General features: G+C 47.3%; 16 protein-coding genes. 8 read left to right on the forward strand and 8 right to left on the reverse strand.

Translation table 11 applies throughout. The annotated features are described in order from the left end of the window. Positions 1–69: 69 nt before the first annotated feature. From amt to DLM76_RS19210, 4 genes are all read right to left on the reverse strand, one after another. Positions 70–2202, reverse strand: a complete 2133-nt coding sequence (gene amt / locus DLM76_RS19195; protein ID WP_118966228.1) for an ammonium transporter — start codon at positions 2200–2202, stop codon at positions 70–72. Between the two features lie 184 nt (positions 2203–2386). Beyond that, positions 2387–3052, reverse strand: a complete 666-nt coding sequence (locus DLM76_RS19200) for a LuxR C-terminal-related transcriptional regulator (RefSeq protein WP_118966229.1) — start codon at positions 3050–3052, stop codon at positions 2387–2389. Between the two features lie 16 nt (positions 3053–3068). Continuing rightward, complete coding sequence (locus DLM76_RS19205) at positions 3069–6233, reverse strand: ATP-binding protein (RefSeq protein WP_118966230.1); 3165 nt, start codon at positions 6231–6233, stop codon at positions 3069–3071. A gap of 168 nt (positions 6234–6401) precedes the next feature. Further along, positions 6402–6848 (reverse strand): MarR family winged helix-turn-helix transcriptional regulator, encoded by a 447-nt coding sequence (locus DLM76_RS19210; protein WP_118966231.1) that lies wholly within the window; start codon positions 6846–6848, stop codon positions 6402–6404. Positions 6849–6972: 124 nt separating this feature from the next. Between DLM76_RS19210 and DLM76_RS19215 the strand changes: the two genes are divergently transcribed. From DLM76_RS19215 to DLM76_RS19225, 3 genes are all read left to right on the forward strand, one after another. Then, positions 6973–7344, forward strand: coding sequence for a nuclear transport factor 2 family protein (locus DLM76_RS19215; protein WP_118966232.1), 372 nt, complete (start codon positions 6973–6975; stop codon positions 7342–7344). A 149-nt stretch (positions 7345–7493) separates the two neighbouring features. Further along, entirely contained in the window at positions 7494–8375 is an 882-nt protein-coding gene (locus DLM76_RS19220; RefSeq protein ID WP_118966233.1) for an AraC family transcriptional regulator, read from the forward strand. 65 nt (positions 8376–8440) lie between these two features. After that, positions 8441–8884, forward strand: a complete 444-nt coding sequence (locus DLM76_RS19225) for a DoxX family protein (RefSeq protein WP_118966234.1) — start codon at positions 8441–8443, stop codon at positions 8882–8884. Between the two features lie 44 nt (positions 8885–8928). Here DLM76_RS19225 and DLM76_RS19230 read toward each other — a convergent pair whose 3' ends face one another. Next, positions 8929–10014, reverse strand: coding sequence for an AraC family transcriptional regulator (locus DLM76_RS19230; RefSeq protein WP_118957443.1), 1086 nt, complete (start codon positions 10012–10014; stop codon positions 8929–8931). Positions 10015–10285: 271 nt separating this feature from the next. Here DLM76_RS19230 and DLM76_RS19235 point away from each other — a divergent pair, with 271 nt between their 5' ends. Further along, entirely contained in the window at positions 10286–12592 is a 2307-nt protein-coding gene (locus tag DLM76_RS19235; RefSeq protein ID WP_118957442.1) for a hypothetical protein, read from the forward strand. A 237-nt stretch (positions 12593–12829) separates the two neighbouring features. Here DLM76_RS19235 and DLM76_RS19240 read toward each other — a convergent pair whose 3' ends face one another. Together DLM76_RS19240 and DLM76_RS19245 are read right to left on the reverse strand one after the other, a co-directional pair. Beyond that, positions 12830–13882 (reverse strand): patatin-like phospholipase family protein, encoded by a 1053-nt coding sequence (locus DLM76_RS19240; protein ID WP_118966235.1) that lies wholly within the window; start codon positions 13880–13882, stop codon positions 12830–12832. After that, positions 13879–14649, reverse strand: a complete 771-nt coding sequence (locus tag DLM76_RS19245; protein WP_118957267.1) for a lysophospholipid acyltransferase family protein — start codon at positions 14647–14649, stop codon at positions 13879–13881. Before DLM76_RS19245 ends, DLM76_RS19240 begins: the two co-directional genes overlap by 4 nt. A gap of 164 nt (positions 14650–14813) precedes the next feature. On the opposite strand from DLM76_RS19245, the gene DLM76_RS19250 reads away from it, so the two are divergent. After that, positions 14814–16826: a methyl-accepting chemotaxis protein gene (locus DLM76_RS19250; RefSeq protein WP_118957266.1), complete on the forward strand. Its 2013-nt coding sequence runs from the start codon at positions 14814–14816 to the stop codon at positions 16824–16826. A 60-nt stretch (positions 16827–16886) separates the two neighbouring features. Next, positions 16887–17483, forward strand: a complete 597-nt coding sequence (locus tag DLM76_RS19255) for a Crp/Fnr family transcriptional regulator (protein WP_118966255.1) — start codon at positions 16887–16889, stop codon at positions 17481–17483. 45 nt (positions 17484–17528) lie between these two features. Here DLM76_RS19255 and DLM76_RS19260 read toward each other — a convergent pair whose 3' ends face one another. Beyond that, the gene (locus DLM76_RS19260) at positions 17529–19133 is read right to left on the reverse strand and encodes a hybrid sensor histidine kinase/response regulator (RefSeq protein ID WP_118966236.1); all 1605 of its coding nucleotides are present in this window, start codon (positions 19131–19133) and stop codon (positions 17529–17531) included. 199 nt (positions 19134–19332) lie between these two features. On the opposite strand from DLM76_RS19260, the gene DLM76_RS19265 reads away from it, so the two are divergent. Together DLM76_RS19265 and DLM76_RS19270 are read left to right on the forward strand one after the other, a co-directional pair. Then, complete coding sequence (locus DLM76_RS19265) at positions 19333–21156, forward strand: RICIN domain-containing protein (protein ID WP_118966237.1); 1824 nt, start codon at positions 19333–19335, stop codon at positions 21154–21156. A 562-nt stretch (positions 21157–21718) separates the two neighbouring features. Beyond that, positions 21719–22783 (forward strand): HAMP domain-containing protein (locus tag DLM76_RS19270; protein ID WP_158586405.1); only part of this gene is annotated, 1065 nt, incomplete at its 3' end.

The raw sequence follows: 22783 nt of genomic DNA on the forward strand, positions 1-22783 counted from the left end.
GAAGATTTTGTTAAGCGAAGTGGATCGAAATAAATCGTCCGCTTTATCGAAAAAACCGAGCACGCGTATTTAAGCCCGTTTCCAATTGATTCCGATTACGGAAATATCGTCTTGTTTGGAAACTCCTGATAAGAACTTTTCCTGCTCGCTGAGAATCGAATCGATGCCTTCCCGAATCGACTGCGTGTTTAAGGAATGAATCAGACTTTCCACTCGTTCCTCGCCGAACTCTTCTTTATGCGCGTTCCATTGCTCGACAAGGCCGTCCGTAAACAGCACGAGCTTTGAATCCGGAGAAATTTTTACGTCTTTGGAAGTGTATTGTGTTTTCGAAACGGCTCCGATGATTCTTCCCGTCTTTTCGAGTTTTTGAATTCCTTCCGGTCCGATCAGATATTGAGGGATGTGACCGGCGGACGCATAACGCACGTTACCCGAATTCGTATCTATGTCCAGAACGATGCACGTGAAGAATTGATTCAGATTTTTGAATGTATGCAGAAACTCGTTGTTGAGGTGATATAGGATTTCCGTGACGCTGTAGATTCCGCGTTTGAGCGATTCGTAGATCGCCTTGATCGCCATCGTGATCAAGGCGGCTTGCACCCCGTGTCCGGTCGCGTCCGCGAGAAAAACCCGGGTCAAACCGGGACGCAGTTCCATGATGTCGAAGAAGTCGCCTCCGACTTCGCTTAACGGAAGATAGCGGACGATGACTTCGAGCTCGCCTAAGGTTCTATCCTTATGAGAGATGATTCCGGATTGGATTTTTTTAGCCGTGGAAAGATCGTTTTGGATGAGGTTTAAGTTTTCCTCGAGTTCTTTTGCAAGAACTTCCTTTTCCTTGATATTCAATCGAATCTTTCCGAGAACGGAATTGTATCGTTCCGCGATCTGTCCGACTTCGGTGAACGGCTCGATGGAAAGATCCTTACTCAAATCTCCCGTTCGTTTTTGATATTCCATTTCCAAGAACAGATCGATGAGTTCCGTCGTCGCTCTGTGTTCCGTATAATTGAGTCCTTTGTGTTCGTTTTGTTCGGAAACGCGAAAGCGAAAAAAACGGTTGATCGCGCTCAATACAACATAGCTCAATCCGAAAGCCAAGGCTCCGCAGGAAAGAATTCCGATCGACTGAACGAAAATCTGATGGGAGCGGGACAAGCCCGTTCCTAAAATTTCCGGATTTCCGAAAATTCCCACTGCAAGCGTTCCCCATATACCCGCTGTTAGGTGAACCGGAATCGCACCCACCGCGTCGTCGATTTTCAACCTGTCCAAAAGGGATCTGGATTCGAACATAAGAATTCCCGCAACAAATCCGATGATTACGGAATCGATCGAATTGACGGCGTGACAAGAAGCGGTGATCGCAACCAATCCGGCAAGGGCGCCGTTTAAGGGAAGAGTGGCTTCGGCGTATTGAAGACGAATCCATCCATAAATCAAAGAGGACGCCATTCCGCTGACTGCCGCGAACATCGTGTTGACGATGATTTTAGGAACCGCTCCGGTGAACGCCAACGTGCTTCCGCCGTTAAAGCCGATCCAACCGAGCCATAAGATCAACGTGCCGAGCATCGCCAACGGAAGATTGTGTCCCGTGATGTTTCGGATCGAGCCGTCTTCCGCATATCTTCCCGAACGATTGCCGAGAATTTTCATCGCCGCGAGACCGACCCAGCCGCCCACGCTGTGAACCACGGTCGAACCCGCAAAGTCGACAAAGCCCATCTTGCCCAACCAACCGGTCGTCGTTTCCCAATGAGAGAGATCCTTTCCCCAAACCCAATGACCGAATACGGGATAGATGATCGCCGATATGACCGCGGTGACTACGATGTATGCGCCGAACTTCATCCGCTCCGCGACCGCGCCGGAAACGATTGTTGCCGCCGTTCCGCAAAACATAAGTTGGAATAGGAAGAAGACCGCCACGTTCGGATTTTCCGCGGAGAACTCGGGGAAGAATGTGTCGATGCCTAAGAATCCGTTCGCGCTTTTGCCGAACATAAAACCGAAACCGATCGCATAAAAGATCAAGGTTGCGATGCCGAAGTCGGTAATGTTTTTGATCGCGACATTGATCGAATTCTTCGTTCTTGTCAGACCGGACTCGAGACAAAGAAATCCAGCTTGCATAAAGAACACAAGTCCGGAAGAAAGAATGATCCAAAGAATGTCGAAATTCGTTTTAGGCATCTGCGTCTTGTATGATTCAGACGAGAAAAGTTTGCAAGAATCATTTTGCGAATTCGATTTTTGGTTTAAAGAAAGGGACGAATCGAAAGCGAAAAGAACGTTATGCTATGCTTATAAACCGGGCATTCTGATTTGAACCGCGTCAGAAAAGCCAGTTTTAAGGCTTGGTCTTCGTGCGCGGACTTTATTCGTTCCCGAGCCCCGATCCTGCTATCGGTAAAAGTCCGAAATCGCTGGCTTTTTTAACCAATTCGGCCCTGTTGTGAACATTCAATTTTTTGTATATATTCTTAACGTGATGTTGGATCGTGTATTTGCTTACTCCTAAGAATTCCGCCACACGGTTTATCGTTTTTCCTGTAACCATATGATCCAGGATCTGTTTCTCCTTGTTCGTAAGTTTGACCCCGTCTCCGACTTTTTTCAGTTTAAAGTTGTTTAATACTCGAAACGCGATCGTGGGAGTGATTATCGCTCCTCCGCGCAAGACGGTGTCTATTACCTCGATAATGTCCTTGAGTTCAGATTTGAGGATATACCCGATCGCTCCGTAGCGAAGCGAGTTGTAGATCAGCTCGTCCGAATTCATATTGCTGAGCATGATCTTGCTCGTCGCGGGGTCCCTTTCCGAAAGTTTTGCGGCGAGTTCCACGCCGTTCATACCGGGAAGCATGATGTCCAAAAAAACGATGTCCAAGGACTTTCCTTTTTCATCCTTCCAAAAGGATTCCGCCGAGTCCCAGTGAAGAATTTCCTCCACGTCGGGAACGGATTCCAAAACTTTGAGAATTTGATTTTTGTAATTCTCGTCGTTTTCCACGATTCCGATCTTAATATCTTTCGTTTTCATCGTTTCCTCTATTGCATTAAACCGCTAAAAAGCGGTGCGCTTGAATTCTTAATTTTATGGAATATACGTTTTCTAAAAGGGCCATTTCCAGTTTTCCTTCGAGTTTCGCGATCCTTTGGATCAGGTTTTCGGTTCCTCTTCCCGATCGTTCGTTGGAGAGTTTATAATCCGATTCCGACCTCATGTCCATTCGAATTTCATGATTTTCTAAAGAGAACGTCCACGTAGAAATCCCTTTGCCGTATTTGAGGTCGTTGTTCGTAACCTCGTTGATGATTCCGAAAAATTCCATCAGACCGGACTCGTCGCGATGCGATTCGAAAAGACGGAGTAGGTCTTCGTCGGATCGAAAATCGATTTCCCTTCCCGCGTCCGAGTACCGTCTGAGGAGAACGAGGTTGACTCCCGTGATGAAATTTTCGGAGACTAGGTTCAAGTCCTCGATACGGAGCATCTGTTCTCTTAACATTCCGATCGATTGATTGATCGAGCCGTGGATCTTTTCGATGAGCTTTCGATCGGGTTGAATCTTTCCACTGAGAAGCTCTTCGGAAAGAAATTTCAGATCGATCAGCTTCGCGCCTAAGTGATCGTGCAGATCGATGTTGATCTTTTGTCGGACCTGATGAATCGCTTCCCGCTTTTCGTTTTCGTGTTCGAGACGTTTTTTACGGCCCTGAGCGAGTTCGAGAAGATTGTTGATGCGGCTCATCAGTTGTTCGAAGTCGAAGGGTTTTACGAGATAGTCGTTTGCGCCGGCGTTCAATGCGGAGATCAAATCGGAATCCCTGTTTTTTGCGGATAACATCAGAATCGGAAGCTCAAAAGAATCGAACGTCTTTCTGATTTCTTTCGCGACTTCCAAACCGGAGAGACGGGGCATCATCACGTCCAAAATCACCGCACCGAAATCGGAATCGTGTTTCAGAATTTCCAGCGCCTTTGAACCGCTTTTTACGACGAGACATTCCATGTTTGCGAGGGAAAGATAATTCTGGATCACTTCCAGATTTACGGGTTCGTCGTCCACGGCGAGGATTCGAATCTTAGAATTGGCCCCGTTTCTTGTCGAGGTGAGGTATTGGACCGGATCTTCCGCACTCGTAGATGAAACGGATTTTGTTAAACGACTTTGTTTTTTGGATTCTTTCGAGTGTTCGTTTTCGATCGCGAGCGGGATCGTAAAGTAAAAACGGGAACCCGCGCCCGGAAGCGATTCGACTTTTATTTCTCCGTCGTGAAGGGAAACAAGGGCTCGACTGATCGTAAGGCCGAGTCCGGTTCCTCCGGCGTTTCCGGAATCGCCTGCGTTGATTCTTTCGAAAAATTCGAAGATTCTTTCCTGCTGATCGAGAGGGATTCCGATTCCCGTGTCCGTGACGCTGATCTCCGCATAGCGGTCGTTTACGATCTTCGCGCTTACGGAGATTCTGCCGGATTCGGTAAACTTGATCGCATTTCCGATTAAATTCTGGAGAATCTGCTGAAGCCGATCCTCGTCCGCCAATAAAGGTGGGAAGTCCTTTTCGATTTCGTTTAACAATTGGATCTTGGAAAGATCTACGTTGACTCGATTGAGTTCCAGAGTGAAGTCGGCCGCCTGTTTGATGTCGACCGGAATTCTTCGGAGATTGAGATCGCTGTGTTTGAGTTTGGAAAAATCCTGTATATCGTTGACCAGATTGGCGAGACGTTGTCCGCTTGCGACGATCATCTTCAACTGACGTTCCACAAAAGGCGTCAATTCTCCCGCGGCTCCACGTTTGAGGGAATCGGCGATTCCTATAATTCCCTGCAAAGGCGTTCTGAGTTCGTGAGAGGTGGTTGCAAGAAACTCATCCTTGAGTTTATCCAAAGAGATCAATCGATCGTTCGACGTTTGGAGATCCGCCGAAAGTTTCTGGGAAAGATAAAAGGAGATGGCAAACTGCTTTGAAATGATGAACGCCTGCGCGACAAAGAAGATTGAAATTCCGTACGAGATGAAATACGAGGTGTTGATCACCATATTCGCATATAATAAATCGTTTATGATGATCAGAAATAAAAGAATACAGATCATCAGTCCGATCCAGGCTCCCACGCGTCGATTGGCGATGGCACGAATCAAAACGTAGACGATGTAGATACATTCCAGAAACACGAACAAGCTGAAGATCGGAAGCGTTTTGGAATAAACCGCCAAGTCCGTTGCCAATACGCTCAGCGAAAGAACGGAGAATGCGAATCCGAATGTGTACAGAATCCTCCGGTTGAATTCGTTCGGAAACAGGGAGCGTATAAATAACGCCAGAATGAATCCGCCGATATAAACCGAAAGAAGCTCCAAACGATATCCGAGATTGAAATCGAACTTCGGAAATAAGGTATAAAGCAAACGTTCTCCGGTTAAAACGATCCGAACGATCGCGACGATTCCTATCAGCGCAAAGAACAAATGCGAGAGTTCTCTCCGCAAAAGGGAAAATAAACTGAGATGGTAAAAAACTCCGATCAACAATCCGCCCGTGATAAAAAGATCCAGCCAAATCGTTCTTTCTCGAAGCGTAACGAGTTCGGAATGTTTCCCTAAAATAACCTTGGCCCAAACTCCTCCTTTGGAATGAGCGAAATTGGAAACTTCGATCACGATCTCGTTCTTTTTTTCCAAACGGAACGGACGGCTGACTGCGGGACGATACAAAGGGCGGCTCGATTCCGAAGAGGTTCCCACTTCTCCGCTGGATAAAACCCTTTCGCCGTTTACGTAAAGATTGTAAGCGGTTGCGGCTTCGAGCATTTTCACGGCCATCGTTTCTTCGGGTTCTTCGAGAAGAAGCGTCATGCGATACGTTGCATAGCCGAAGCTCGGATATTTCTTTCCTTCCTTTACGTAATTGTTCCAAGCATCCGGAACGTTCGCGTAAAAGGGAATCGAGTGATTCGTAATGGAAAGGGAAGAATTCTTTTTTTCTTCCTGCAATAAGTCGGAATAAAGTCGGCCCCAATCGAACAACCAATCTCCGTCGAGGCTTAGATGTCCCTTGGAAGAAAAATCCCATCCGGATCGAAGATCCAAAACTCCCGCTTGAACGAGAGGAGGTTTTTCGGTAAAGAGAAGCGGGCCGCAGGTTTGCAGAAACAGAAAGAAGGGAAGAATCCAAACGGATCGATAAATACGGATCTTCCCGGCTTTGAACATAAGGAATGTCTTAAATTAGGAATCGAAATAAGGAAACCATTTTTATCTTCTTTGATAATTGCGGAAGTTTGCCGCGATGGAAACCTACTCGTTCGAGTGGGACGTTCGAATCATAGAAAACGAATTCAGCTTCGATTCTTTGCGTTTGGAAGTCGCTTAACGTTTTTGTTAAGACGCACTCCGATTCAATTTTCGGAATATTCGAAGCAATTCTGCGGTTTCTTTGGACGTAAGCTTGGATGCGAAAAGTTCACGGATTCCTTCTTCGTAGATCGGCCAGGAGTCTTTGAGAGCTTGGATTCCGGAGGACGTGATTTCGACGATGAATTCCCGAGCGTCTTCTTCGCTTTTCTCCCGTTTTAAAAAACCCTCTGCTACCAGTTTGTCCACCGATCGGGTCAAAGCGCTCTTGCTGAGGATGATTTCCTGCGCGATATCGGACATTCTGGATTTTCTTTTCGGTTTCGTATAAACCGAGTAGAGAACGTCGTACCAAGTGAGCGAGATCGCCTTCGTTTTTGCGAGTTCCGATTCGATTTTGGAGGATGCGGCGGAGTAAAATTTCAATCCGGCGGCCCAGGAATCTATGGTCGGTTTGGAGATTTTTTCCTTCATTTTCGGTGACGGTTTAAATTTTTTAGTTGTAATTACAACTAAATTTTCGTAAATTGTAATAGTTGCAGTTGCAACTAAAATTCTTTCCGAATTTTAACCGGCAAGAATTTAAAAGGAGTAAACAATGAGTACAGAAACCCAAACCATCCAAAAGAACGTAACCAAGCTGAACGAAATGATTCTTGCCGGAGACGTAATCAAAGCCTTCGAAGAATTCTATCATCCGAACGTCGTGATGCAGGAAAACACACAAAACCCGACCGTAGGTTTTGAGGCCAATCTCGCGAGAGAAAAAGACTTCGTTTCCAAAGTGAAATGGAATCACGCGGACGTGTTAAGTTTGATCGTCGACGGCGAGAAAAACAGAAGCGTCGTAGAATGGGAAATCGATTACGTTCATAAGGAATGGGGTCATATCAAAACCACGCAAGCAAGCGTGCAAACTTGGAAGGATGGAAAGATCATTCACGAACGTTTTTACTACTCGGTCAACTGAGTCATCAACGGGATGGGAAAATATTTCCCGTCCCGTACTGAGGTTTAAATCCGTGCGGTATAATAGATTCATACCCGCTCTCCGGGATTTTTCACGGATTTTTTTTATACGATTGCGCTTTTTTTCCGTACTGCTTCTTTGGAAACGGAATGTCTCCTAGAAAAAACAAACCGCCGATGCTCGCTCTTTCCGACGTTGTCGAAGACAGGGATCGTTTTTTCTACGTAGGGCGTTTGGAGGATCTTCCGCCTAACTTTCAAGAATACGATAGCGCGCATCGTCATTCATACTTTGCGCTTTTTTTCTTTGAGAAAGGAGAAGGGATTCATACGATCGATTTTCATGAATTTACGATCGAGCCAAACTCATTGTTCTTTTTAAAACCGGGTCAGGTTCACTCTTGGAAATTTTCAAAACCGGTGAAGGGCTACGCGCTGAAAATCTCTCCCGAGTTTTATTCGGAACGGGGTGAGAATCTTTCTTCCATACGCGAATTTCCTTTTTTCTCCTTTGCGCCCGGTTTGTCCAAAATCAAAATCGAGGACGTTTCAAGATTGAACTCCGACTTTCGAAGACTTTTGGAAGAGGCCGTATCGGACAAAGATCAAAAAATGCTCTTCGCATTAACACAAGTTGCGCTTTGTCAGGCGAAAAAAGAATACGTCCGTGAATTCGACGCCGGTACGGATTCGGGAAAATCCGCAGCAGTGGTTTCGTTTCAAAGTCTATTGGAAGAGAATTTTCTGAAGGAACGCAATACTACCTTCTATTCGAGAAAGATCGGAATCGCTCCGAACACTCTCAACCGCATCTGTCACGAAACGCTCGGGAAGTCGGTCAAAGCCGTGATCCACGATAGAATTCTTCTCGAAATCAAACGGCTTCTGTTACATTCGAATTTGAATATTACGCAAATATCATACGAACTCGGGTTCGAGGATAACGCGTATTTCAGCCGGTATTTTAAAGCGAAGTCCGGGATTTCACCGGAAAAGTTTCGGGAATCACGGACGAAAAACACAACAAAATAGAAGATCCGTCCATTTACATTTCGTTTTAAATTTTCTATAGTTCTCCTATCTTAAAGGAGATTTGAATGGTCGATAAATTCTTTCAGACGGAAGCGAGTTGGATTCTTACCTGTTTAAGAATCACGTTAGGCGTCGTTATGCTTCCGCACGGATTGCAGAAACTTTTCGGATGGTTCGGAGGTTTCGGTTTCGGAGCAACGATGAACTTCTTCTCTTCTCAAGGAATCCCTTCCTTGGTCGCGTTTCTTGTGATCGTCGCCGAATCCTTCGGTGCGCTCGGTTTGATTCTCGGATTTTGCACGAAACTTTCCGCGTTCGGAATCGCGCTGACGATGATCGGAGCCGCGTTCTTTGTCAGGGAACACGGATTCTTTATGAACTGGTTCGGCAGTCAAGGCGGAGAAGGTTTTGAATATCACATTCTTGCGATCGGAATCGCGGTAGCGTTGTTGTTCGAAGGAGGTGGAGCGTTTTCGATAGACGCTTTGATCGCGGAGAAGTTCGAATAGAGTTTCCTTTTCCACACTGGATCCCGGGGAAACTCGGGATCTTTTTATACCGCCGCTTTTCTTCTGGTTTGACTCGGAGTTTTTCCGGTGATCTTTCGAAAGGAATCGTTGAACGAGGACTTGGAGTTGAATCCCACAAAGTAACAGATGGAAAGAATATCCTGTTCCGGATTTTCGTTTAAGAGGGCGACCGCCTCCGCAATTCGATAACGGTTGATATAAGCGTAAAAGCCCGTCTGCAAACGATCGTTTAGAAATTCGGTGAGTTGATAGGGCTTGATTCCGAGATCGTCCGAAAGGGCGGTTAACGTGAGTTCCGGATCTCGATAGAGTTTTTTATCCCGCATCAATTCTTCGATCCTCAGTTCCAAAAGGGATAGATCCACACCGATAAGAAGGGATTTTTCGTATTTTCTTTTCCGAACTTCCCGCGTCAAAGGGGCGAAAAAGTCGGGATAACGGGCGGGAGCGAGAAAGAGCAGAATCACGATAAGAGCTACGAGTAAGGCCCCGATCGAAAACAAAACGTCCATTCCTCCCATAAATCCGAATACGAGACAATACATCGCGACGACCGTGATCGTCGCTAAAACGAAGATGAATCGGATCTGCGTACGTATATCAGGAATTTCGAATACGGTTATCAGCATTCTGTATCTCGCGAGAAAATATCCCGTGGTCGTGGCGGCCGTTATGAGAAACGAAACCGCAAGGAAATGTTTGTATCGGATTTCCCGAAATTCTTTGAGATCCGCTATGATTTCGAAGGAAGGGCGCGCAAAGAACAGAACTTCCAATACGAAAAAAATCGAAGGGAGAACGAAGTGAATTCGTATGTCTTTGTCGAGATCCTGGTTCGGATACAACAACGCGTGCGTATAGAGAAGGGTAAGAGGGCCGATCGTAGAAAACGAAGTCAATAACAGAAAGATCGAATGCGGGAACGTTTGATCTACGAGTCCGATCACGTTGGAAGCCGTGAACAAAATGATTCCCAGAGAGGTAAATAAGAGCGCGAGAAGACGGTTTTCCCTGCGTTTTTGTTCGGGCAGTAATTTTTGAAGGGCGACCAAACAGGCAAGTGCGCTGGCGAAATAAAGAATTCCACGGATGACTTCTTCTTTCGGCATGCGTAAAAACTTACGTCGAAGGAAAGCGTTGTCAAGTTTTACTGGATGTTCGTTCCGTAAAGAAACGTAAAAAAGAACGGATTGTAGATAAAAATCTAAGTAGGCATGAATTATATTCCGATTATATTCCACTTACTGAATTTTCCTCCGAGTTCGGTTTATGAAACTCGGACGTCCGAATTCCGTCCCGCAGACGACCGCTTCTACCGCTCCGAGTATTCTTTCTTTGTCTCAAAAAAGAACGAGGTGAAGAGGTGTTTCTCCCATGAAAATGCGAATGTTCGATGCTGGTAAAAAAACTCTGAAAATCTTTTTGATCACGGCCACCGCGCTGGTTGCCGGTTGTCCCGCGGGAATTTTCACGAAGTTTCCGAATCAAGAGGACGTATGTAAGTTCGATCCTGCGCGCGAGGTTTTGCGCGCTTCTTCCGCGGCTTCCTTTCCGGAACCCGTGTTGGATTCCCTTTCGATCAACGGAAGTTTGGCTTGGCAAAATCTTCCAAGCAGTCCGATTCCCTTGCCTCCTCCGGCGCTCAGTCCGGGGCAGATCGTGACTTTACGCGGAAGCGGTTTCGGTTCCGGAACCGATATCGATTTTTCCAAAATCATGATCGGGAATACTAGAATTCTCGAAACCGATTTGAGAATGTTCGAACAAAAACTGGATCTGATCAAACAAGTGAACTTCGAAGTGAAGGATATGCACGATCAGTGGAATAAGTATATTCTCAGTTGGACCGATACGGAAATCAACTTTAAGGTCCCCGAGCACGTAAGCGAAGGACCGCTCGTCGTTCAGATTCAAAAACGATCCGGGTACAATCTTTCCTTGCTTGATCCTACCAAGCCGCATAACGTCATCGACGCACAAACGAGAAGAATCACGGACGAATCCTTCAAACATAAATGCGACGTCGTGTCGTTGTTAAGCGAAGCGAAAGCGACCAAGCCGCTCGCGGTTACGATCCACAATCCGGGTTTCAACAACTTATTCTCTCTCGGAGAAAAGATCTTTTGGTCTTACGATTTCAACATCGGTTTGGCTCATTCGATCCGGAATCTGGATTGGAATAAGATCTTCGGTTATCAAGCGAAGGATCCGATCACGGGTTACGTGGCCGATCCGGAACTTTTATTCGGAGCCTATCGAGCGATCACGGGAGAAGTTCCCTCCGCCGCGATTGACAACGTGTATTTCGATCCGTATCCGCAGCCGACTCCGATTCCCGGTTATTTAGGAGGAGATCAATTGACGAAAGGAAATACGAGAAGCAGCGGTTGGGCAGGTTATCGGTATAAGGAAGCTTCCCATCCATACACGGGAAAAGGAGAATGGATCGGTTTCAACTGCGCATCCTGTCACGGTTATAGAATCAGCTTCGAAGCTTCTCCCGGAAACGTGGTGACGAAAGTGATTCCCGGTCTTCCGAATCCGACTTGGTCGATGCGCTGGTCGATCCTAGGAGATATGAAAGGGATCAAGGAATCGGAGCCAGGTCCGAGTTTTGATTCTTCCTCCAAGGATATCGATAAAACGGCTCTCATCTATCACATGCCGCAAGGCGCGGGCGAACATACTCTTGTGAGAATCAAGGGAGAAGGAAGCGAGACGGACAACGACTATCAGTTTTCTCCGATCGCGATTCCGAACGTGACCAACTATATGGGTGTTAGGCGATCGCTTTCTCACACCGAGTCGTATGTCGGATTCGAAGGTTCTTATATCCATTCGGAAGAACCGGACGGCGCTACGGGTTCTATGAAGGCGCGCGAACTTCAGGCTTTGACGGCGTATATGACCAAGCTGGATCAATACGACAAACCACTGCGCCAAGTGGGGATTTACCGCTGGCTCAAGTCCAAAGGAAAACTGATTTCGCAAGTCGGTTTTGCTCCGAGTGAAGGAAGTTTTGTGCAAGCTGGTTGGGAATCTTTCCCGGGCGTAACCGAAGCGATTAACCGCGGTAAGGCGACGTATCAAAGGGATTGCGGTTCCTGTCACAGCGATAAGATCGGACTCAATTCCAACGAAAAGATGTTCAAGCTGAACGAAGTGGGAAGATTTTTCGCTCCTACCGTTTATCAAAAGGAACAACAATCGATTCGTGCGAACTTCCTGAGGGATATGTATTGGGTGCAGCACAGAGGATTGTTAAGCGACGGACACGTCCGCAATCTGGAGGACCTGGTTCATCCCGATCGTTGTACGGAAGGTTCTTCGCTTTACAACGCCTATTATACGCTGCACGCATCGGCTCAGCCTCCGCTCGGAGGTCCCGACTTTCCGCAGCCGTATCCTCCTCATAACCGGAAAGGGGACGTGTTTCGAGTATTCAAATCTCCGAATACGGACGCGGGTCAAAAACGGAACCGTTTTATCGAAAGACACAAGTATTTCGTGACTCTTCCGAACGATCCGGATTGGTATTACTGGGATTATCAAAAGATGAGAAGGGAATACGGCCCCGAAGAAATGGGAACCAAACAACCGATCGGTATGCCCGCGGCCCCTCATCCTTGGTGTTCGAGAAGCGCTTCCGAAGTGGAGGACTTAGTCGAGTATATTCTAACACTCTAATGTTCGAATGATTTAGAGGTCCGCCTGATCGCGGACCTCTTTCTTTCCGTCGTTTTGATCCGAATTGGGCGACCCTTGTCCGAAATCGAAACGTTTTTTTGCATCGCCGGGTGATATTTAGAATTTTAGAAAATTCTAAAGTTTTGCCGATGCCGCGATGTCGGGAACTTCGATCCTTTGAATACTCTCTTGGACCGTTCTTATCGAAAACGGTTTTGTCGAGACGGTAAAAAAGGACTATTTGGATTTTTTTCTTTTAGTCGCCGTTTTCTTTTTTGGATTTGTTAAGCGAACTTGTTTTTTGGCGGTTTTGCCTGCGCCGGAAACCGTTACTACATTCCTTTTTTTTACGGAACCGGCTCCGTTCGATTCGCTCGTTTTTTTGCCGTTCTTACTTTGGGTGAAAAGTTTCAACAGAAGTCTGCCGATCTCTTCTCCCTTATCGATTCCCAGATCCACAGTCTTTTTGAGTTTCGAGCCGTTCGTCGTCACGAGGGTTACGGGCAAAGGATCGTCCGGCGAAATCGTATGAATGCGCACTCCTTTGGGAGGTTTCTGCGCGACTTCCCGTGCGAGATTAAAATGATGATGATGCCAGCGATTCATCAACTTCGCCATTCTCCAGTCCTTAGGAAAGGAAAGAAGACTCGTGAGCATACTGAACGGCGGGGAAACCCTTTCCACGGGAGAATTTAAGACAACCGTAATATCTTTGTATCCCGCTTCGATCAGATCCTCCAAAGGAAGAGGGTTGAGAACCGCCGCATCGGAATACAAACGTCCGTCGACTCTGTGTTTTCCGCGAGTCGCGATCGGAAGAGAGGTGGCCGCTTTCAAAAGATCGAATATATTCGAAGAGGTCGCTCGCACGTATTCTATGGTTCTTGTTTGAAGATTGCTGACCGCGACTCGAAATTCGGGAAGACCGAACTTTTCGAAATTCTCCGCTGGAAGAGGATACTTCGATCCGAACAGATCGTCGACGAGATATTCCTGATCGAGAAACGTCTTTCCGCGGAACGGATGAAACGGTGAAATCAACTTTCTTCCGGCAAGTTCGAAATACCAGATCGCGAGAGTCTTTAGACTTTTTTCCGGTTCCGGTTTGGGCATGGTCACGTAATACGCCGCGGAACAAGCCCCGGAGGAAACCGCGACCACGAGATCGAAATGTTTGGGAGAAACCAGAGTATGCAAAGAATGTAATGCTCCTCCGGCAAAAGCTCCCTTCATGCCGCCGCCCTCCACGAGAAGGGCGCGTTTGCTTCCTTTAGCTTCTGGGATTTTCATACGGTGGATTCGACCGCCTGTGTGTCCGGTTCTTCAAAACTTTCTAATTTAGCTTTTTTGAATTCGAATGGATAAGTCATGTTCGTGAGAGTGGCGATTTCGTGCATACGTTCGTGTAGAAATTCTTCCGGATCCTGATTCGGATTCAGATACTTCAATTCTCCGATTCGAATCGTTAGTTTTGTTCTACGAAAAAATCCCGTAGGTCTGTAGTCCAGTCCTAAACACAAAACCGGGAGAGGCGCTTCCGGTTTTCCCACGATAAAACGGAACGCTCCGGGTCTTCCCTTTCCCATCTTATAAGGAACGGTTGTTTGTTCCGGAAAAATCACGAGCATGTTTCCGTTGTACAAAACCTTCTTCGCAAAAAGAAGATCGCGTTTGCTTTTGCGCGGTTCTAGTCTGTTGAGAGGAATTCCCCCGCATTTTAAAAAGAAGTCGAAAAATTTAGGATCGGCCATCGAGTCTTTCATGATCGCCCAGATGTCCCAGCGCGCTTTGTAAAGTCCTTTGGCGAGTCCCACGGGAATGTCGTCGTTGCGCTGGTGTTTTACGAGTACGAGAACGGTTCCTTCTTTGGGAACGTTTTCGATCCCGATCAGCTCGGTCTTATACTTAAGACTTCCGTAGATGTTTCCGAACCAACGGAGAAGTTTCCGAACTCTGTGAGAGCTTCCCGGATGAACTCCCGGTTCCGCGTCGGGTGCGTCGTATTTTCGTTTGGGTTGTTTCGTTTCTTTTTGAGTGCGTTTTCTTTTCGAATTCATACGTTTTATCTGAGTCGAAAGTGGACTCTCGGTTGCAAAAAAGGGCGAGCTTTTTTTGGGATTTCAGGGCTTTCCGTTACGCTTTTGTTACGGAAGAAATTAACATTTGTTAATACCGATTCGTTTGCTTCTCCGCGTCTGAACTGCAAGGAGCGCGCCGCTTTATGGGAAAGAATAGTCTGAAGTTCACTTTGATCGTTTGGAGTTTGGGAATCCTTGTCGCATTAACGTTTTTGACTTCCGGAACCGCGTATTTTTTCGGGAGCCAAAAAGTGACCGAACATTATCAGGATCAGATGAAAACGGTCGTAAAGATCGTTGCTTACGATTTCGACAATTCCTTGCGATCCCATGCGAACCTCGCCGAGACGATCGCCCACGATCCGAGAACGATCGAATCGATCCGCACTCGTGGACCGGCTGCGAGTCGTTTTTACGCGGAGATTTTAAAACGATACGGATCGTATGAAAACGTGTTCGTATATCCCTCGAACGAGACGGAAAGTTCTCCCGTCGTAGCGGAAGCTCTGGAAGGGAAAACGATCGGTTACGGAAGCACCCCCGAACAAAAACAGGATCTTCAGAATTTTTTACAAGCGTCCTCGAAAGAAACCGTAGCGATGAGCAAGGCGAAGAAGTCGCCGATCACGGGAAGTACGGTCGCCGTTTTGTCCACTGCGGTCAGGGATCAAGGTAGAATCATAGGCGTAGTTTGTATCGCGTTGTCTCTCGATACGATTTCGGATCAACTCGTATCCAACGCGAAGCTCGGTAAGGAAGGTTACGTCGCCGTAGTGGAGCAGGAAGGGAACGTCATCGCTCACAAAAACAAATCCCTGATTTTGAATCTGGACATCGCGAAACAAAGTTTCGGAAAAGAATTGATGGCGCTCCGGAACGGACAGATCTTTCGTTTTTTCTTTGCGGGTCAGAATCGTTTTGCCACCGTTCAACGATTGGATCATTGGAAGTTGAACGTCGCCGCCATTCAACCGATCAACGAAATCTCGGATTCCTTAAACGAACTCATCTTGGGAATTCTTGTCGTTTCCGTTTTGATCGCGTTCGTTTCCGGTAGTTTTCTCTATCGCTTGGTGAGCAAACGTCTGAGACCTCTCGAATCCGCCAGCCGCGTTCTCAAGGAAATGTCGGACGGAAATCTTACGAATCAATTGAACGCCGCCTATCACGATGAGATCGGCGGAATGAGCAAGGATATGAATTCTTTTATAGAAACTCTTTCCGGTTCCATTCGAAACGTGCAGAAGATCGCCACGGATCTTTCGGATTCCTCCAATCAACTCAGCTCTTCTTCGCAATCCTTTGCGGGAGTCGCGCAGGCTACGGCCGCTTCTTCCGAACAAATGTCCGCGACCACCGAGGAAATGGCCGCCGGTATGGAACAGATTACGGATCGGATCACAAGACAATTTCAGAATATTAAATTATTCCATTCTAAGATTAAGGAACTTTCGAGCGGTGCGAGGAGAATCGGCTCGGAGATTCAGAACACGGTTCAAAGAAACGCTACGATCAACGACGACGCGAAACAAGGGGAAGAATCCCTCGCTTCCATGCGGCTTCGATTGAACGAGGTTCTGAAATCCTCCGAACAAATGACGGGAATCATTACGCTCGTTAACGAGATCTCCGATCAAACCCGTCTTCTCGCTTTGAACGCCGCAATCGAAGCGGCTCGCGCCGGTCAGGCCGGAAAAGGTTTTGCAGTCGTCGCGGACGAGATTTCGAAACTTTCGGATAAGACGACTTCTTCCATTCAATCGATCTCCCAAATCTTAGGTAAGAATAAGGAAGAATTGGATCAAGGCGCTCAGGCTCTTCAGGTTTCGGCGGATACGATTCAGAAAATCATCCGGAACGTCGAGGCAGCTTCGGAAGGAATGCGGGAGCTTTTGGCGATCACAGAAGCGCAGGAATTGTTAAACGAAGACGTGGATCGTCAATCCGATACGATCGGAGCGGAAGCGGAATCCGTTAAAATCGCGATCGAAGAACAAAAACGGGCGGTGCGAGAAATCGCGGAAGCCGTTTCCCAATGGAACGAACAGGCGATGGGAACGGCGACGAGTTCGGAGGACGTTTCTTCGACTTCCGTTCAATTGTCCGCAAACGCGGAAAGACTAAAACGGATCGCGGAACAATTTAAGATCCGTTAATAAGGATTGCTTTTTCCGGAAATAATTTATGATACGCGGAATACGAAGAGCGTTTTCCGCATGTCGACCGAACTTCCCTTGATCGAAAACCTGAAAAAAAGAATTCCGGGCCTGGAAAAGAATTGGTCCAGATACAAAAACATGCTTCGGGAAAGAAAGGTTCCCGCAAGAACGATTCTCATCCACAAAGGGGAGAATACGAAGTCGATCTTTTTGGTTCGCAAGGGTTGTCTGAGAATCTGGTTCGACGATAAGGGAAAGGACATCACCATTGCCTTCTTTTTCGAGAACCGAGCCATCGGTTCCCTTCACAGTTATCGCGGCACGACCGCTACAAGCCAATTCCTCTTGGAAAGTATAGAACCCACGGATCTCTACGAGATCAGCGGAGAGGACGCGGCGACTCTTTACCATGAGAACGAAGAACTCAGGGATTATCTTCTGGAATATACGCTGGAACGTTTCGATACGTATATGGGATTGTTTTTATCCAGGATCCGGGAAAGTCCGGAAGAAAGATATTTGAATCTGATCCGGGAACAGCCCGACATCATCAGCCGCATCCCGCAGCATTATATCGCGTCCTATCTGGGTGTGACTCCCGTTTCCTTGAGCAGAATCCGCAATCGGGTTTGGAAGGAACAAAAAGGGAAGTAGAAGCAGAAGCATCTCTATCATCGATTTCGGTTTAGCAAATGTCGCTTATTCTTTTCGATCCACGTTCAGCTCGCCTAGAATGCGGCTCATCGTTTTGAAATCGTAGGGTTTTTGAATGGCCCGATCCAAACCCAACGTTTCGATCGCTTCCTTGCACTGCGGGTCCATATAACCGCTCGCTAATATAAGAGGAATCGAAGGATCTTCCGATCGGATCCGTTTCAATACGTCCAATCCGTTTCGTTTGGGAAGGTTTAGATCGCAGATCACCGTTTGGATTCGATTCTTATGTTTTGCGAATAGATCCAAGGCGACTTCTCCGTCTTCGGCGGCGAGTACTTCGTAGCCGATCTTGGTAAGATAATTCGTAAGCGGTTCCCGAATCATCTGTTCGTCCTCCACGAGCAGGATCGTTTTACGCGAACGAACGTTCTGCTTTTCGAACTCTTTCGGAGGAGCGGGAGCGAACGACGTAACGTCTTCGATCGGAAGATATACGCCGAATGTGGAGCCTTTTCCCGGAATGCTGTCGACCCGGATTTCGCCCGAGTGGTTTTCCACGATTCCATAGACGAGAGAAAGTCCGAGTCCCGTTCCTTTTCCCAATCCTTTGGTCGTAAAGAACGGATCGAAAATTTTCTGTTTCGTCGTTTCATCCATTCCGATTCCCGTATCCGAAACTTCTAAGATTGCGTATTTGCGATTTTTTGAATGTTTGGTCCGGATCGGACCGGGAGGCGAATCCGTCTCCCGAAGGCGAATGGAAAGATCTCCACCGGTCGGCATCGCGTCCTTTGCGTTGAGAATCAGGTTTACGAAAATCTGATGGATCTGCGTATAGTCCGCTCGGATTTTGATGGGTTCGTTCTGCAGATCGGTATGAATCCGAATCGATTTCGGGAACGTGGAGCGGGCGATGTTGACCGCTTCCAAAATCAAATTATTGAATATTATGGATTTAAAATGTGATTCCGTCTTTCTTGCGAGGGTGAGAAGCTGTTTTACAAGACTCGCTCCCCGTTCCGCCGTGTTCTGGATGATCTGAACCGATTGGCGCAGCTTTTGTATGTCGTTCGGATTTTGTTCGATGAGGGAGGCAAAGCCCATAATCACCGTGAGAATGTTATTGAAGTCGTGTGCGACACCGCCCGCAAGGGAACCGATGGATTCCATTCTTTGCGAATGGGCGAGCTGTCTTTCCAATTCGTGTTGCTGCGTCACGTCGCGGGCGACTCCCACGATCCGATCCAGTTTTCCGTTTGCGTCGAAAACCCGGAAGGATTGGATTCGAATCCACTTGATCGAACCGTCCGTATGAAGAATGCGAAACCGTTCGTTAAAATCCGTTTGATCACGTTTCCGATCTAAGATCTTCGTTAAAATCTGCAAATCCTCCGGGTGAACCGCTTCCAACCACGAATCCGGATTTTCGTACAGACTTTTCAACGAACGCTTCCAGATTCTTTCATAGGCGGAGCTGACGTAGATAAGGCGATTGCTTGCCGCTTCCTTCATCCAAAAAACCTCGTCGATCGTTTCGGCAAGAATGCGAAATCGCTCCAAGGCTTCTTTGAGTTCGGCGGTCGAGGATTCGTTCCGGACCGATTCGTTTGCCGTCTCGTCGCAATTTTTTTCCAAACAATCCTGCATCTTGTTTCCTCGATGGTCGCTTGTTTGCGGCTATCTGCAAACTAGGACGGATGAACGGTTCGGCGCGTTATTAACAATTGTTAATTCGTTTCAAAAAATTCGCGTAAACGATTCTCAAAATAAGTGAGAACTAAGTCTTTCGTGGTATCAAGACCGCTTACCGATAAAACTCTAAAAAAACGAAACAGGGGATTTCAAGATGAAGAGAACGATCCTCCGGCGATCGATTGCGCCGGTCTTAGTTTGTGTTTTCGTTGCGGCATCGATCACGTGCAACGGAAAAAGTCAGAACGCAAATACGGAGGAATCCGCTTCGCTTACGGCGATTCTTTCTCCGCAAACGGTATCCAACGTATTCAACCCGGCGACCGGACCGAGTTCGTCTAACGCGAGAACCGCGTTCGGCCCGGAACATTTTCCTCCCCATTGGTTGAATTGGACGACGGACGGATCGCCCGCGATTCAGAGCGGCCCCGCATTCTTAACGCAAGGTTTGAAATGCGACGGACGTTATTGCGACAACGTGAATTTATTAAGCGTAGAATCCGGTTTTACGCAGACGAACAGTTGGTGGACCGATTCCTTTTCCGAGGAAAGTCCGAACGAAAGAATCTGCGCGAATAACGGATTCGTTACAGGGATTCAATGTTCGGGAAGTTATTGCGATACGATTTCGCTTCGTTGTTCCCAATTGAACAACAACGGAGTGAGGACGAATTGTTATTGGACCGCTCCTATCTCCGAAGAAAGCGGAGGAAAATTCGTCGCGCCCGAGTCGATGTACATCGCGGGTGCGAGATGTAGCGGACGTTATTGCGACAATAAGGAATTGTATCTTTGTCAGGCGAACTCGGGTGGACCGAGTTACGATTTGGATTCGCTTGCGCATCAATTCGCTCCTCGTCTTCGTTTCGATCAGGAATTCGGAACGGGCTCGGGGGAACAAAGCAAATGTTTTCCGAGCGATCCGCAAACGTATTTTCAACAAAGGGCGCAAGGAACGGAACCGGTTGCACTCTGTAACAAGAGTTATGCGACGATTCAAAACAATCAGGTCCCCGTCTATTACATGGCGAATCAAGTAGGAACGAACACGGTTCTCATCCGGTATTGGTTCTTTTATGCTTGGCAAAGCACTTGTTTCGTAAGCGCGGGTTCTCACGCAGCGGATTGGGAATCGGTCGCGGTTCTTGTCGTGAACAACCAACTCAAACGCGTCGCGTTTTTTCAACACGGAGGCTGGTATGCGAAGGAAGTCGGAAATTTCGAAACGGTCGGCAATCATCCGATCGCGTATGTGGGTAAGAACGCTCATGGAAGTTTCCACGATTCCGGAGGTTCGGGAGGATGTCTTTACTACGAGGATTTTCGAAACACCGGAAGCAACGACTATCACATGGATACTTGGAACAATCTTTCTTTGCTGCAAAGAGGAAGCGGTTTTCCCGATTGGATGAACTGCAACGGCTCGAGTTGTTTCGACGGCATCGGCCATCCGATCGAACAAACCGGAAGTCTTCCTTCCATGGGAGGATGCGGTAAGGACGGATGTTCCAAGTCGTCTCTCGGAACCAACATGCCGTTTATCAACGATCCGATCGGAAGCGATTTTTCCGCGATCGTTGCAAAACACAGCGGGAGAGTTTTGGAAGTTCCCGGAGGCAGCACGGCGGATAACGTGAACATCGATCAATTCTCCGATTGGGGTGTGGATCATGAAAAGTGGGGTTTCGAATCCACGGGAGACGGTTATTTCAAAATCTCCGCGAAACACAGCGGAAAGTGTATGGATGTGAAAGGGGCTTCCGCTTCTTCCGGAACGAATGTCGTTCAGTATTCCTGCGGAAGCGGAGCCAATCAAAGATTTCAACTTCTCCCGTATGGAGACGGGCATTTTTCGATCCAGGCGAAACACAGCGGCCAGTGCCTGGACATCGCCGGTGCCGCGTTAGGCGACGGAGGTCTTCTGATTCAATGGCCTTGCGCTTTGACGGACAACGAAAAATTCCGTTTTACGCGTTAAGCGAAGAATGAAGTAAGAATTCTTTCTTGTTTCCACTTTGATTTCCGGGGGACGATCGATCGTTCTTCGGAAATTTATCCTTTTGAAAACGAATCCCTTTCGTTTTTTGCGATTCGATCCTTTGTTTGGAATTTCGATGTTGAGCGTTTGCTCGCATTGCGATCCTTTCTTACTTTACGATTTTTTTGTATACGTATTCGATCTGTTCCGGGAACGCCGCTTCCTTTTTTTTCGTTTTCTCCTATTAACGGGAGAAAGATTCAGTAAACGAAAGAAACCTCGTTGAATTCTTCCGTTCTACGAATTCGTTTAACAAAAAGTATACATGTTTTTTTCGTTTAACAAACGTTTGATATCTTTTTAATCCGTTTGTTCTAGACTCGATGGGCGTTCCGATTTAAAAATACGCACTTTTGCAGTGCAATGAAATAAATTTCATCAAACTCTATGGATGCGATCGATTTTAATTCGTTTATGGTTGCTTAATATTCAATTTTGTTTCATAATCAAGATTTGTGAAAAAATTTCACGGTGATCCGACGTTTATATCCGAGGTGTCGATATGGCAAGTACAAGGGTGGCGGAATACGTAGAACGGGATGCATTGGATTTAAAGCAGATCTTAAAGGTCCTCTCTGCGCTCAAACGCGGCGATCTTTCGCAGAGAATGCCCTTGGATTCGCCGGGAATCTCGGGCAAGATCGCGGATTTGATAAACGACATCATAGATCAGAACGACCGAATGGTGAAGGAATTCGAGCGCATCAGCAACGAAGTCGGTCAAGAAGGTAAGATCTCCAAAAGGATCAGCGCGGTAACCGCGACCGGTTCTTGGGCCAAGTGCATGGATTCGGTCAACTCTCTCATCGGAAACTTAGTACAACCGAATACGGAAGTTATGCGCGTGATCGGTGCGGTCGCAGGCGGCGACCTTTCGCAAAACATGTCCCTCGAAATCGAAGGAAGACCTTTAAAGGGAGAATTCCTCCGCACGGCAAAGATCGTAAACACGATGGTGGATCAGTTGAACTCGTTCGCATCGGAAGTGACGCGGGTTGCAAAGGAAGTAGGTACGGAAGGGATCCTCGGCGGACAAGCGGATGTGCGCGGCGTTGCGGGAACTTGGAAGGACTTAACGGATTCCGTGAACTCGATGGCTTCGAACTTAACGGGTCAGGTGCGTAACATCGCGGACGTAACGACCGCGGTGGCAAAGGGCGACTTGTCCAAGAAGATCACCGTGGACGTTAAGGGAGAAATATTAGAACTTAAGAATACGATCAACACGATGGTGGATCAGTTGAACTCGTTCGCATCGGAAGTGACTCGGGTTGCAAAGGAAGTAGGAACGGAAGGAAAACTCGGCGGACAAGCGGACGTGCGCGGTGTTGCGGGAACTTGGAAGGACTTAACGGATTCGGTGAACTCGATGGCCTCGAACTTAACGGGTCAGGTGCGGGATATCGCCGAAGTGACGAAGGCGGTGGCAACGGGGGACTTGTCTAAGAAGATCACCGTAGACGTTAAGGGCGAGATCCTCGAGTTGAAAGACACGATCAACACGATGGTGGATCAGTTGAACTCGTTCGCATCGGAAGTGACTCGGGTTGCAAAGGAAGTAGGTACG

The organism is Leptospira yasudae, assembly GCF_003545925.1.
Taxonomy (GTDB): Bacteria; Spirochaetota; Leptospiria; order Leptospirales; family Leptospiraceae; genus Leptospira; species Leptospira yasudae.

Excerpts from the sequence above, each read along its gene's own strand:
- amt (WP_118966228.1), bottom strand. The coding sequence starts at position 2,202 with ATGCCTAAAACGAATTTCGACATTCTTTGGATCATTCTTTCTTCCGGA.
- DLM76_RS19200 (WP_118966229.1), bottom strand. The coding sequence starts at position 3,052 with ATGAAAACGAAAGATATTAAGATCGGAATCGTGGAAAACGACGAGAAT.
- DLM76_RS19205 (WP_118966230.1), bottom strand. The coding sequence starts at position 6,233 with ATGTTCAAAGCCGGGAAGATCCGTATTTATCGATCCGTTTGGATTCTT.
- DLM76_RS19210 (WP_118966231.1), bottom strand. The coding sequence starts at position 6,848 with ATGAAGGAAAAAATCTCCAAACCGACCATAGATTCCTGGGCCGCCGGA.
- DLM76_RS19215 (WP_118966232.1), top strand. The coding sequence starts at position 6,973 with ATGAGTACAGAAACCCAAACCATCCAAAAGAACGTAACCAAGCTGAAC.
- DLM76_RS19220 (WP_118966233.1), top strand. The coding sequence starts at position 7,494 with ATGTCTCCTAGAAAAAACAAACCGCCGATGCTCGCTCTTTCCGACGTT.
- DLM76_RS19225 (WP_118966234.1), top strand. The coding sequence starts at position 8,441 with ATGGTCGATAAATTCTTTCAGACGGAAGCGAGTTGGATTCTTACCTGT.
- DLM76_RS19230 (WP_118957443.1), bottom strand. The coding sequence starts at position 10,014 with ATGCCGAAAGAAGAAGTCATCCGTGGAATTCTTTATTTCGCCAGCGCA.
- DLM76_RS19235 (WP_118957442.1), top strand. The coding sequence starts at position 10,286 with ATGCGAATGTTCGATGCTGGTAAAAAAACTCTGAAAATCTTTTTGATC.
- DLM76_RS19240 (WP_118966235.1), bottom strand. The coding sequence starts at position 13,882 with ATGAAAATCCCAGAAGCTAAAGGAAGCAAACGCGCCCTTCTCGTGGAG.
- DLM76_RS19245 (WP_118957267.1), bottom strand. The coding sequence starts at position 14,649 with ATGAATTCGAAAAGAAAACGCACTCAAAAAGAAACGAAACAACCCAAA.
- DLM76_RS19250 (WP_118957266.1), top strand. The coding sequence starts at position 14,814 with ATGGGAAAGAATAGTCTGAAGTTCACTTTGATCGTTTGGAGTTTGGGA.
- DLM76_RS19255 (WP_118966255.1), top strand. The coding sequence starts at position 16,887 with ATGTCGACCGAACTTCCCTTGATCGAAAACCTGAAAAAAAGAATTCCG.
- DLM76_RS19260 (WP_118966236.1), bottom strand. The coding sequence starts at position 19,133 with ATGCAGGATTGTTTGGAAAAAAATTGCGACGAGACGGCAAACGAATCG.
- DLM76_RS19265 (WP_118966237.1), top strand. The coding sequence starts at position 19,333 with ATGAAGAGAACGATCCTCCGGCGATCGATTGCGCCGGTCTTAGTTTGT.